General features: G+C 71.7%; 11 protein-coding genes. 6 read left to right on the plus strand and 5 right to left on the minus strand.

Going from position 1 to position 12,361, the window contains the following annotated elements:
- Nucleotides 1–95: 95 nt before the first annotated feature.
- A complete protein-coding gene (locus SM450_RS23975; protein WP_474622021.1) occupies nt 96–1,148 on the minus strand; it encodes an iron-siderophore ABC transporter substrate-binding protein in 1,053 nt (350 codons plus the stop codon).
- A gap of 84 nt (nt 1,149–1,232) precedes the next feature.
- On the opposite strand from SM450_RS23975, the gene SM450_RS23980 reads away from it, so the two are divergent.
- The 6 genes from SM450_RS23980 to SM450_RS24005 all read left to right on the plus strand — a co-directional run bounded on the left by SM450_RS23980 (nt 1,233) and on the right by SM450_RS24005 (nt 9,109).
- Nucleotides 1,233–2,927 (plus strand): ABC transporter ATP-binding protein, encoded by a 1,695-nt coding sequence (locus tag SM450_RS23980; RefSeq protein WP_474622022.1) that lies wholly within the window; start codon nt 1,233–1,235, stop codon nt 2,925–2,927.
- Nucleotides 2,924–4,711 (plus strand): ABC transporter ATP-binding protein, encoded by a 1,788-nt coding sequence (locus SM450_RS23985; RefSeq protein ID WP_474622023.1) that lies wholly within the window; start codon nt 2,924–2,926, stop codon nt 4,709–4,711. The genes SM450_RS23980 and SM450_RS23985 overlap by 4 nt, the downstream gene beginning before the upstream one ends.
- A 45-nt stretch (nt 4,712–4,756) precedes the next feature.
- Nucleotides 4,757–5,488, plus strand: a complete 732-nt coding sequence (locus tag SM450_RS23990) for a DUF2470 domain-containing protein (protein WP_474622024.1) — start codon at nt 4,757–4,759, stop codon at nt 5,486–5,488.
- 817 nt (nt 5,489–6,305) lie between these two features.
- Nucleotides 6,306–7,664, plus strand: coding sequence for a sensor histidine kinase (locus tag SM450_RS23995; protein ID WP_474622071.1), 1,359 nt, complete (start codon nt 6,306–6,308; stop codon nt 7,662–7,664).
- Nucleotides 7,631–8,299, plus strand: coding sequence for a response regulator transcription factor (locus SM450_RS24000; protein ID WP_474622025.1), 669 nt, complete (start codon nt 7,631–7,633; stop codon nt 8,297–8,299). Before SM450_RS23995 ends, SM450_RS24000 begins: the two co-directional genes overlap by 34 nt.
- A 138-nt stretch (nt 8,300–8,437) precedes the next feature.
- Entirely contained in the window at nt 8,438–9,109 is a 672-nt protein-coding gene (locus tag SM450_RS24005; protein ID WP_474622026.1) for a helix-turn-helix transcriptional regulator, read from the plus strand.
- An 83-nt stretch (nt 9,110–9,192) separates the two neighbouring features.
- Here SM450_RS24005 and SM450_RS24010 read toward each other — a convergent pair whose 3' ends face one another.
- The 4 genes from SM450_RS24010 to SM450_RS24025 all read right to left on the minus strand — a co-directional run bounded on the left by SM450_RS24010 (nt 9,193) and on the right by SM450_RS24025 (nt 12,283).
- The gene (locus tag SM450_RS24010) at nt 9,193–9,873 is read right to left on the minus strand and encodes a LuxR C-terminal-related transcriptional regulator (protein ID WP_474622027.1); all 681 of its coding nucleotides are present in this window, start codon (nt 9,871–9,873) and stop codon (nt 9,193–9,195) included.
- A 99-nt stretch (nt 9,874–9,972) separates the two neighbouring features.
- Complete coding sequence (locus tag SM450_RS24015; RefSeq protein WP_474622028.1) at nt 9,973–10,728, minus strand: hypothetical protein; 756 nt, start codon at nt 10,726–10,728, stop codon at nt 9,973–9,975.
- Nucleotides 10,728–11,462, minus strand: coding sequence for a sulfotransferase family protein (locus tag SM450_RS24020; RefSeq protein ID WP_474622029.1), 735 nt, complete (start codon nt 11,460–11,462; stop codon nt 10,728–10,730). Before SM450_RS24020 ends, SM450_RS24015 begins: the two co-directional genes overlap by 1 nt.
- Nucleotides 11,459–12,283: an inositol monophosphatase family protein gene (locus SM450_RS24025; RefSeq protein WP_474622030.1), complete on the minus strand. Its 825-nt coding sequence runs from the start codon at nt 12,281–12,283 to the stop codon at nt 11,459–11,461. The genes SM450_RS24020 and SM450_RS24025 overlap by 4 nt, the downstream gene beginning before the upstream one ends.
- Between the last annotated feature and the right edge of the window lie 78 nt (nt 12,284–12,361).

Below are 12,361 nucleotides of genomic sequence, written 5' to 3' on the forward strand. Positions count from 1 at the left end.
CCCCCCGCGCGCCCCCCCCGGCCCCGGGGCCCGGCCCCCGGGGGCGGGCCGCCCCCCCGGCCCCCCCCCCGGCCCGGATGTCGGTTCGCGGGTCATCAGAGCTTGTCGGCGGCTTTGCCGAGCAGGTCGACGTAGTCCTTGAGGACGAACGAGACCGCGAGGGGCGTCGGGTTGGCGGCGGTGGCCACCGGGGTGCTGCCGGGCAGGGACACGAAGGAGCCGCGGCTGATCGCCGGGATCTTGGAGAGCAGCGGGTCCTTCTGCAGGGTGGCCAGGGTGGTGCCCTCGGCGTCACCGTAGGTCACGATGATGTCCACGTCGCTGAGGTTCTGCACCTGCTCCGCGCTCTGCGTGAGGCTGAACTCCTTGGTCGCCGCGGATGCCTTCGCGATGCTCTGCGGATGCGTCATACCGAGGTCGGTGAAGAACTGGGCCCGGGTGTCGTGCGTGGTATAGAAGCTGATCTTGCTGAGGTCCGTCGGATCCAGGTGGGTCAGGAACATCACCGACTTGCCCGCCAGCTTCGGATAGCGTGCGGCCTCGTCCTTCATCTGCTTCTCGATCTTCGCGATCAGCGCGTCGCCCTCGGCGGCCAGGCCGAGGGCCTGGCTCTCCAGCTTGATGCTGTCGCGCCACGACGTGGCCCAGGGCGCCTGCGGGTACGCGACGACCGGCGCGATCTTCGTCAGGGTGTCGTAGTCCTGCCGGGTCAGGCCGGAGTAGGCGGCGAGGATGACGTCCGGCTTGGTGTTCGCCACCGCCTCGAAGTCGATGCCGTCGGTCTCGTCGAAGAGCACAGGTGTCGACGCGCCGAGTTCCTTGAGCTTGGCGGCGTCCCAGGGCAGCAGGCCGTCGCCGTCCTCGTCGCCGAAGTTGGCCTTGGCGTAGCCGACCGGGACGACCCCCAGGGCGAGGGGCACCTCGTGGTTGGCCCAGTTGACGGTGGCGACCCGCTCGGGCTTCTTCTCGATCGTGGTGGTGCCCAGGGCGTGGGTGATCGTCAGGGGGAACGTCGTCGTCGCGTTTCCGGACGTGGCGGGCGTCTCGTCGGTGTCGGACGATCCGCCGCACGCGGCGAGCGCGAGCATGGCGGTGACCGTGACGAGTCCGGTGAGCAACCGGGAGAGGCGCATGGTGGGGTACTCCAACTCGCGTCGTAAGGTAAGGCTTCCCTAACCAGATGCGTAAAGTACTTCACGTTTCTGGTGCCTGTCGCAAGGGGGTACGAGTAAGTGAGCAGGTCAAGTCCCGGAACCGCCGTCCTGCGCAGGGCGGTCGCCCGCAACGGGCGACGTCTCTGGAGCGGCACGGCGTTGGCCGGCGTGTACCAGCTCTGCGCGGCGCTGGTGCCGGTTCTCATCGGTGTCGTCGTGGACCGGGCCGTCGCCACCGGCGACGTGAACGCGCTGCTCGTCTGGATCACGGCGCTGGCGCTCGTCTATCTCGTCCTGGTGGTGACGTACCGCTTCGGCGCGCGGCACCTGCAACGGGCCATCGCCGAGGAAGGACACCGGCTACGGGTGGAGGTGGCGGCGAGGATCCTGGACCCGCGTGTGCTCCGGACCGACCGGCACACCGGCGACCTGCTCGCGATCTCCACCACGGACGCCGAGTACACCTCCTACCTGCTCGACCACATCCCGCGGATCACAAGCGCGCTCGTCGCGGTCACGGTCAGCGCGGTCACGCTGCTGCTGATCTCGGCGCCGCTCGGGCTGACCGTGCTTGTCGCGATCCCGCTCGTGCTGGCGGTCCTCAACCTCACCGCGCCGGTGATCGCCAGGCGCGTCAAGGACCAGCAGGACCAGGCCGGTAGGGCCACCGCGCTCGCCACGGACCTGGTGACCGGGCTGCGTCCGCTGCGTGGCATCGGCGCCCAGGACGCCGGCGCCGAGCGCTACCGCCAGGTGAGCCGCCGCTCCCTGGCGGCCACCCTGCGCGCCTCCCGGACCCAGAACGCGTACCTGAGCGCCTCCACGACACTCAGCGCCCTGCTGTCCGGCGGCATCGCGATCATGGCGGGCTGGTTCGCGCTCACCGGTCGCATCACGGTCGGCCAGTTCATCACCGTGATCGGCTCGGCGCAGTTCCTCATCGAGCCGTTCGGCGTCCTCGCGGTCGTGCCCAGCTGGACCGCCGCGGCACGGGCGGCGGCGGACCGGGTGGCCGCCGTCACCCAGGCCGGGGTGACGCTTCCGCCGGGCGCCGCCGCGCCCGGCGGCACCGGGTGCGAGCTGCGCCTGACCGATGTGACGTACGGCCCGCTTGTCGGTCTCGACCTGCACGTCCGCGCCGGCGAGTTCGTCGGCGTCGTGGCTGACCGGCCGGCGGACGCCGAGGCGCTGGCGCGCGTGCTCGCGGTACCCGACTCCTACCAGGGCGACATCCTGCTCGGCGGAGCACGGCTGGAGACCGTGGACCGTGGCCTGGCGCGCCGCCTGCTGCACAGCGAACCGCACCGCACCGATCTGTTCACCGGCACCCTCGCCTCGAACGTCGCAGTCCACGACGACCACGGCGGACGGCTCGCCGAAGCCCTCCGCGCCGCTGCCGCGGACGAGGTGGCCCACCTGCATCCGGAGGGCCCGCACATGCCTGTCACCGAACGCGGCGCGAACCTGTCCGGCGGCCAGCGCCAGCGCGTCGCCCTCGCCCGCGCCCTGCTCGCCAGGCCGCCGCTGCTGGTCCTGCACGACCCGACCACCGCCGTCGACGCGGTCACCGAGCAGGCCATGGCCGACGGCATCCGTACGCTGCGGCACGGACCGGACGCCTGCTACGGCACCGTCGTCATCACCGGCAGCCCGACGTTGCTCGCCGCCGCCGACCGGGTCGTGTTCATCGAGGGCGGCACCGTCACCGCCGAGGGTCCACACGCCGACCTCCTCACCCACGACGACAGATACCGTCGCGCGGTGCTGCGATGACGAACCCGATCCTGCCCGTGGCCAGCCCGCGCGAGAGCAGAGCGTGGCTCGGCGCGGAACTGCGGGCCCGCAAGCGGTCCACCGGCGTCACGCTTGTCGTCGGGCTGCTCGCCGCCGGCGCCTCGGTCGTTCCCGCGTACGCCCTCGGCCTGCTTGTCGACCGGGTCCGGGCCGGCGGCGGCACCGCGGCGCTCGTTCCGGTCGCCGTGGTCATCGTGCTCGCCGCCGTCGTCGGCGGCCTGGCGACCGGCGCCGGCGCCCACCTGATCCGCCGGTTGGGCGCACGGATTCTCGCCAACCTGCGCGAACCCACCGTGGACGCCGCGTTGCGCCTGCCCGTGGCGGTGCTCGACCGGGCGGGCCGGGGCGACCTGGTCTCGCGGGTCAGCGCGGACATCAGCGCTATCGACAGGGCCGTCTCCGAGGTGCTTCCCACCATGATCTCGGCACTTCTCCTGGCCGCGATCAGCCTCGCCGCGATCATCGGCATCGACTGGCGGCTCGGGCTGGCCGGCGCGGTCGCCGTCCCGCTCTACGTGCTGGGGGCACGGTGGTACCTCCCGCGGGCCGCTCCGGCCTACGCGGCGGAGCGGGTCGCCATCGCGCACCGGTCGCAGCGGTTCGTCGAGAGTGTGCAGGGCATCCGCACGGTGCACGCCTACCGGTTGGAGGATCGACACCTCGCCGGCATCGCGGGTGCCTCCGCACGCGCCCGCGACATCTCGGTGAGCGTGTTCGCCCTCTACACGCGCTTCGTGGGACGCGTCAACGGGGCGGAGCTGGCCGGGCTCGGCTCGGTGCTGGTGGTGGGATTCCTGCTCGTACGCCAGGACGCCGTCACCCTCGGCGAGGTCTCGGCGGCGGCGCTGCTTCTGCACCGTCTGTTCGGTCCGATCCTCCTGCTGATGGTCACCTTCGACAAGGCCCAGGACGCCGGGGCCAGCCTCGCCCGTCTCGTCGGCGTGCTCCGGATGGACTCCGAACGCCGCGACGGCGTCACCACCGCGCCGGCGCACGACCTCGTCCTGAGCGGCGTCAGTTTCAGCTACGACGGGGTCACGCCTGTCCTGCGCGACGTCTCCCTGCGGGTCGAGCCGGGTCGCCAGGTCGCGCTTGTCGGCTCCACCGGCGCCGGGAAGACCACTGTCGCGTCGCTCGCCGCCGGGGTCCTGCGGCCCGGTGCGGGCAGCGTCACTCTCGGCGGTGTTCCCATCACCGAGCTGCCCGCCCGCACGATTGCCATGGTCACCCAGGAGACCCATGTGTTCGCCGGTCCGCTCGGCGAGGATCTGCTGCTGGCCCGCCCTCAGGCCGCGCCTGACGAACTCACCGCGGCGCTGGCCCGCGTCGGCGCCCTGGGGTGGGCGCTCGACCTGCCCGATGGTCTGGACACCGTGGTCGGCGACGGCGGCCACCCCCTGACCGCGGCGCAGGCGCAGCAGTTGGCGCTGGCCCGGGTGGTGCTGCTCGACCCGGCGGTCGTGGTGCTGGACGAGGCGACCGCCGAGGCCGGCAGCGCGGGCGCGCGCGACCTCGAACAGGCGGCTGCCTCGGCACTGAAGGGGCGAACCGCGCTTGTCGTCGCCCACCGCCTCACCCAGGCCGTGTCCGCGGACCACGTCATCGTGATGGAACAGGGCGAGATCGTGGAGAGCGGTCCGCACGTCGACCTGATCGAGGCGGGCGGAAGCTATGCGCGCCTGTGGGCGGCGTGGACGGCCCGAGCCACGGACGGCGGGAAGCCGGCGCTGGTTTCCGTCGACGACCGCGGTCCAATGGTCTAGCCTGCCAGTTAGGTAAGGCTAACCTTTCTTGAGGAGGTCGGGACCATGCGCCCCAGCCCGGCGGAAATCGTGCGTACCCTCGTCGCGGGCCGGCTGCCCGCCCTTGTCCACCTGGCCCGACACGCCGGGCCGCACCAGGTCCGGCACGCCACCGACCCGGACGGCCGGGCGCTGCTGCTGGTGCCGGTCGTCAGTGATCTCGCCGCGGCGCTGTCGCCGCCGGACGGGGGCGCCGACGTCGCCACGGTCCTCGACGTGCTCGACCTGCCGCCCGCCGCCGGCGCCCCCTCCCTCGGCCGGGCCTGGATCTCCGGCTGGGCGAAGCGGCTGGACGGGGACGAGGAGCGCCGGGCCGCGGTGGACTTCGCCACCACCCAGCCGACCGGGGACCTGCTCGACGTGGGCCGCCGGTTCCGCCTGCACCGGTTCGAGGTGGCCGAGGTCCGTTGGGAACGCGCCGGCGTCGTTCGCCGGATCGACCCGGCGGCGTACGCGGAGGCGGAGCCCGACCCGCTGCACGCGGTCGAGTCGGAGTTGCTTGCCGACCTCGCCGACCACCACGCCGAGCAGGTCGCCGGCCACCTGCGCCAGCGGCTGAAGCTGCCCGGCGCCGAATCGCCCCGGGTGGTCCGCATCGACAGGTACGGGCTGCTCGTCGCGTACGGCCGGCCCGGCGCGACCCGGCGGATCCGGGTCGGCTTCGAGCGGCCCGTCGCCGGCGTCGCCGAACTGTCCCGGCTGTTGCACCCGATGGTCTGCGCGCGGGCCGTCGCGTGACCCCACCGGCCAGGGGCGAAGGAGGGCGATGTCACTCACCGATCAAGGGTGGGGACGGAGGCCGGCGCCGCGCACAAGCCCATTTCGGTCGTACCGTCTCTGGGTCGGCGCCGATGACTCCATGCGGAGATCACGTCAGTCGTACCTCTATTGTTCGGGACCCTTGGCGAGTAGCTGCCGGCGGTATGGGCGAACCGGTTTCCTGGGCATGGTCAACGATTATCCTGATTGCCGGAATGCGGGGGCTCGCCCTCTCCTGGGCGGCTTTATCGGGCCGGCTGCCCGATTGATTGGCCAGCGGCCTGGCCGGCGGTCGGCTCGACCGGGCCGGGGCTAGAAGACGCCCACGTGCAGGAGGAATTCGATGGCGTATGGATGGAGTGGAGCGGATTAGGCGGTATGCCGCACCGCTGGTCCGAATGGGAGGCCATATTCCACCAGACTAGTAGGTGATATCGGTTAGCGGCCCAGCGGGCTGTCCGGTTCGAGCGCTTGGGGCCGCTACGGCGGCTGTGGGTGAGTAATGCCCGCTTTTGCGGAAACTCTTATGCAATTTACGGGCCCCCGATTAATCGACGATGCGATAGTATTGACGTCGATCGCGGAGACCCGATCCAAGCGGATTGATCATCTTCAGGGATCGCGTCGCGACCGCCGAGCGAACGCTCGTCGGTTTCGCCACCCTCCAGTGGTCGGCTCCCATCGGCTACCGACCGCGGAGGGACGATTGGTCCGGCTTCCGATGCCCGCCAGGGTCAGCCGAGTCGACGCGGGGCCAGCGTTGCGGGGCGCGGCCGTCGCAATGCTTGTCTGTGTGATGCTGGGCGGGAGCCTGGTCGCCACGGTCCGGGCGATCCAGTCCGGCGACCCGGAGACCACGCTCTTCGTCGCGACCGCTCTGGCGCTCGTCTGTTCCTACGGCACCGCCGGGATGATCCTGATCGGGTCGACCGCCAACCCGTTGACCGGCATGCTGTTCTTCGCCGTCGCGATGGTCTGGTTGGCCCGTAGCACCGGGCCGCTGCAAGGCGTGTCGGGCACCGGCATGGCCGCCGTCGCGCACTCGCTGGTCTGGACCCTCCTGGTGGCCATCCTGGTCACCCAGCCACGCAGCCGTACGCTCACCCGGCCCGACCGCATCCTGCTGGTGGCCGCGCTCGGCGGGCTGCCGCTGCTGATCGTCGACAGCCGTGCCGCGCCGGCCAGCCCGATCGACCCGTGCCTGGCCTGCCTGCCCGCGCCGGGCTGGGCCGCCGAGCCGTACCAGCCGGTGGCCGCGCGGCTGGTGATCTCGGTGGTGGCGATCTGGCTCGCCGTCCACCTGATCCGGCGGTGGCAGGGCGCGCAGCGGATCGTCGTGCTTCCGGGCGTGCTCATCTGCCTGCAGGTGAGCGCCGCGGCGGTGGTGCCCGTGTTGACCACTCCGTCGCACGTGGCCTGGCTGGTGGGGAATGCGGCAGGTGTGGTGCTGCAGATCCTGATACCGCCGTTGGTCCTGCTCGCCAACGCTCGCGGTTGGCAGGCCGACGCCGTGCACTGGGAACGCCGGTACGAGCAGGAGGCGCGGAACGGCCGGCACCGGGCGCGCAGCGAGATCGAACGAGACCTGCACGACGGCGCGCAACTGCGGCTGGTCAACGCGACACTGCTGTTGCAGATGGCGCGCAGGACCATCCGGGACACCGCCGAGGCGGACGCCCACCTGGATACGGCGGTCACGGAGCTGACCATGGCGCTCACCGAGTTGCGGCTGCTGAGCCGGGGGCTGCGCCCGCCCGCCCTGGACCGGCGTGAGTTGCACGAGGCGCTTGCCGCGTTGACCGTCAACACCCCGGTCACGGTGCGGATCGAAGGGCGGCCCCGCCTGGTGCCACGTGAGGTGGCGGAGACCGCCTACTTCGTCGCGGCGGAGGCGTTGACAAACGCGGTGCGGCACGGAGGCGCCTCGACGGTGGTGATCCGGATGCACATGGAGGAGAACTGCCTGCACCTGGAGGTGTGCGACGACGGCTCCGGCTCGACCCGGACCCTTGACGACGAAGACTGCCTGAGGCACCTCAGCCGCCGCGCCGAAGCGCTCGGTGGCCGGCTGGAGATGGAGAGCCGACCCGGGGTCGGCACGACGCTGCGGACGGTGATCCCGTGCGTATCGTCATCGCAGACGACGCGGTGCTGATCCGGGAGGGCTTGTCAGCCCTCCTCCGGCAGGCCGGGATGACCGTGCTCGCGGCGGTGAAGGACGCGCACGAACTGCTGGACGTGGTGGCCGCGCAGCGTCCGGACGCGGCGATCGTCGACATTCGGATGCCACCGACCTACACGACCGAGGGCCTGGCCGTCGCCGAGCGGATCCGGCGGGACTACCCCGGCATCGCGGTGCTCGTCCTCTCCATGCACATCGAGACGGAGTACGCGCTGGCGATCGTCAACTCGGGCGAGGGGGGCGTCGGATACCTGCTCAAGGAGCGCATCCTCGACGTCGAGCAGGTGGTCACCGCGTTGCGTGAGCTGACGAACGGCGGCGCGGTCATCGATCCGGCCCTGGTCGAGGAGTTGATGGCCCGGCACCGCACGGGTGGCCGGATCGACCGCCTGACCGTCCGGGAGCAGGAGGTGCTCGCGCTGATGGCGCAGGGGCTCACCAACCGGGCGATCGCCGACCGCCTGCGTCTGAGCAGCAAGACCATCGAGTCGTACGTGACGAGCATCCTGGAGCGGCTGCAGATCGACGCGGCGGAGGGTGTGCACCGGCGGGTGCGGGCGGTGCTGATGTACCTCCGGTCCAACAGTTCCGCCGGTTGGGGACCGTAGGGCGGGTGAGCCGGTGGAAATCCGACTCGCGGGGCAGGGATTTCCCGGTACCCGCGACGTTCGCCGATCGCTACGTTTCAATCACTGTCCGCTTGGCGCATGCAGGGGTGCGTGCGACGGCAACTCGGGGGAGAGATGATGCAGAACGTAGCCACGGAACCGGAGCCGAAGGCCATCGAGGCCGAGGGGGCGGGCTGGCGCCTGGCGACGCGGGTGATCAGGGCCGCGCGCGACGAGGTGCTGGCGCTGATTCCGGCCAACTGTGCGCTGTTGTCCGATCAGGAGCCGAGCCGGGGCTGGCCGACCCGGGTCGGATGGTCAGGTGCCGCCCGGGTGCGGGCGGTGGTGGCAGGGGAGACCCTGCTGGACCGGGGCGCCCGGCTCAAGGCCCTGCTGGGCGTCCGGGCCGACGTGCGGAGCGGTAAGCACTCGCCGACCCTGATGGTCGTGCTGGACCGCAACCTGGCGATCGTGTCGCGGGGTGGGGCCGCGTCACCGCTCGCCGTTCGCTCGCCCACCGCGGTGCAGGCGTTGGTGACGATCTTCCAGCACCACTGGTCCGACGCTCGGGCGGACGAGCACGACCTGCACGGCAGGCTCAACCCGCTGCAGCGTGACGTGCTGCGGCGGTTGGCCGGCGGGGCCACCGACGACGTGGTCGCGCGGGCGCTCGCGGTGTCCACCCGTACCGTCCAGCGGCAGGTCACGCAGATCATGCAGATGGTAGGTGCCCGGAGCCGACTCGAACTCGGCATCAAGCTGGCCGCGCACGGCCTCTACGAGCGGCCCCCGCTACCACAGGCGGTCTGAGGGAATCGCGAAAGGTGGCGGCGCCGGGGGGCGTCGCCACCTTTGTGGTTTCCGGGCGCCGGCACGGTGGCCCGGCGCCCGCCCTACGCGCACTCCACCAGGCCGGAGCGGATGGCGGTGACCACCGCCGACGTTCGATTGGTGCAGCCCAGCTTGAGCAGCACCCCGGCTACCAGCCGCTTCGCGCCGTGGTCGGAGATCTTGAGGCGTCGCGCGATCTGCTTGTTGCTCAACCCCTCGACCAGCAGCAGCAGCGTCTCGTGCTCGCGCGGCGTCAGCTTGATGGGCGCCATCGACGAGGGCGTACGGCGAATGCCCGCCCGGGCCAGCAGTTGCTGCGCCAGGACCGCGGGCATCGGCACCTCACCGGTCATGATTGCGCGTAGCGCGTTCTCCAGGGTGCGACCGGACAGGTCCTGCTGGAGCAGGAAGCCGTCCACCACCACGCCGTCGGCAAGCACCGCCTCGGCGGCACGGGCGTCGTGGATGAGCATGACGATCTTGCTGTCCGGGGCGATGAGCGCGGCGGCGGCGATGCCCGCGACGCCGTCGGCCGCGTTGACGACGAGGACTTCCGGTCGTTTGTCGACGGCCTCGGTCAGCAGCTCGGGCATCGAGCGGTAGGTGCGGACGGAAGTGGTCATGGCAAGACCGCGGAGTGCCACGCTGAGGCCGTCCCGCAGGATGTCGTTGATCATTACCAGCCCGATGCGCAGGCTTGCCGACTCGCGGTGCGGATGGTGCTCGACGATCGTCGCGGTCATGACCGCGCTCCTCTCACTCGGAGTCACACGAATCATCGAAACCGACGACGGCACGCCCCATCCAGGACCGTGTCTCGTTCCGGACATGCTCCGGAGGGGTCATCCGCCGTGACAGGTCTCCAGCAGACTGCCGAGCACCTTGCCGAACTCCGGTGAGGCCAGATAGTTGCGCGCGCCGCGCAGCCGGGGGTCGCAGTCGAGTGACACCCGTCCGGTGACGCCGGCCGGACCGGTCCCGGCCGCCAGGATCAGCGTGTCCTGCACGTCGGTGAGGTCCACCCAGGTGGCCGGTCCGGGCGTCTGCGGTCCCGCGGCCGGGGGATGCGGCGCGCCGAGGGTGATCAACGCCGGAGCGGCGGCACCGGCACCGGCGTCGGCCAGGGCCAGCGCCGCCGCCACCCCGCCCAGGCAGTGGCCGATCACGATCTCGGTGTCCGGGGCGAGCGCCGCGCGTACGTCGTCGATCGCCTGCCCGGCCGCCGGGCCGGTGGCGAATGCCCGCACCTGACGCAGGGTTGCGGTCAACTCCTCGGCGGTCAGGCCGCAGAAGTATCGGGACCAGGCCAGGCGGGCGGCCAACGCGTCCTCGCCGACGGGCTCCGCACCGGCTTCGGTGTCGAAGGTGGCGGCCCGCCAGCAGCGCCGCAGCAGCGCACCCTCGGCGGCCGGGTCACTGTCGCCGAGGGCCGGCACGCGGTCCGGGGCATCGAGGTTGACCAGTGCGGCATCCGGCGCCACCGGCGGATAGCCGGCAAGCGCGAGACCGTCCTCGATGGAGCTGATCCACTCCCGGCGGACCGATTCGTCGGAGCGCCGTGGTCCGCCGGTGCCGTGCACGATGAGCAACCGGGACATCAGTTCTCTCCTCTCAGCCGGTAGCCGTGCTGTTCGACCCGTTCGGCGAGGTCGACGAGGTCGTCGTCGGCCCCCGGGCCCTGCCGCCAGGCATCCAGGTACCTGGTGTTCGCGCCCCGGTCCAGGTCGCCGACGTCGAAGGTGGGCGGGATGCCGGCGAAGGCCGCGATTGCCGCGAGCGTCCGGTCCGGGTCGTCCATCAGGTCCTCGTAGCGGACGGTGAGCATCGCGTCGAGGTGCGGGGCGTCGGCCCGGACCAGCTCATGGGCGTGCAGCCAGTGTTCGACGAGCTGCCGTACGGTGAGCGCCGGCGTCCACTTCCTGGTGCTCATCGCCACCCCCACCGGATGCCTGGTGACGAGCACGAACCGGGAGTCCGGGAAGAGCCGCTGGAAGAACCGGAACCGCAACAAGTTGGGCGGCGACTTCTCCAGCAGGACCGGGCGGACCGGATCGAGATAACGGCCCCACTGCTCACGCAGCAGGCGGGCGGTGGCCGGGGTGGCCAACTCGTGGTGCTCGGTCATGTGCGCCCCGGGCGCGTACGCGAACCGCCCCGGACCGCCGTGCTGCTCGTCGTAGGGGCAGACGGTCTGCAGGTACTGACCCTCGTCCATCGGCGCGCCGGTCTGCCGGAACCCGGCCACCTGCGGATTGGTGCCGACAAGCGCGGCAAGCAGGGTGGTGCCGCTGCGGTGCATGCCGCCCATGAACAGAAAGCGCCTGTGTGTCACACGGTCTCCGCGAGGCTGTCGGTGTGCAGGGCCTCGCCGACCGCGCGCCCGAGGGTCTCGTACGCCGGGGCCCACGCGACGAAGCTGCCCCGCCGCCGGGTCGGCAGCGGATCGGGGTGGCTCAGGTAACCGCCACCGGTCGCCGTGACGAGCGCCCGCCCGGCCGCGGTGTCCCAGTCGTAGACGTCCGCGTTGGCGGCCAGGTCGGCGCGGCCGGCCGCGACGTACGCCAGCGCCAGCGCGGACGAACCGAGGCGCCGCACGTCCGCGGCGGCGGTGAGCAGCGCGGCCAGCAGGTCGGTCTCGGTGGTGGCCGGCGGCCCGCCGGCGTTCGGAATGTCGCACAGCACAAGCGGTGGCGCCGACGGCGTGGACGTACGCACGGGCAGCCGCGCGCCGTTCAGCCACGCGCTGCCGTCCGCCGCGGTGAACAACTCCTCGCGCATCGGGTCGTAGACGCAACCGCCCACGGTACGACCCGCGATCCGCAGGCCGATCGACACGCAGAAGAACGGGATGCCCCGGACGAAGTTGTAGGTGCCGTCGATCGGGTCGACGAGCCACACCGGGTCATCCGCCCCGTTCGTGGCGCCGTACTGCCGGCCGCCTTCCTCGCCCACCACGGTCGAGCGTGCGGCGGCACCGCGTAACGCGGCGCGGATCAACTCCTCGGCGGCCAGGTCGACCTCGGTCACGACGTCGTGCGCCGCCTCCTTCGTGGACGCTTCCATCGGGGCGCCGAACCGCTGCCGGATCAGGCGGCCGGCGTCGACGGCGGACTGCGCCGCCGCGCCGATGAGGTCCTGCACGGTGCTGGTCACGGCGCCACGCTAACCGCGGCACCCGCGGTGCCGTGCTGCCCGGACGTGTCAGCCGTCCGGGCATGCCCATTCGTCGTG

It is taken from the genome of Micromonospora marincola, from assembly GCF_056150385.1.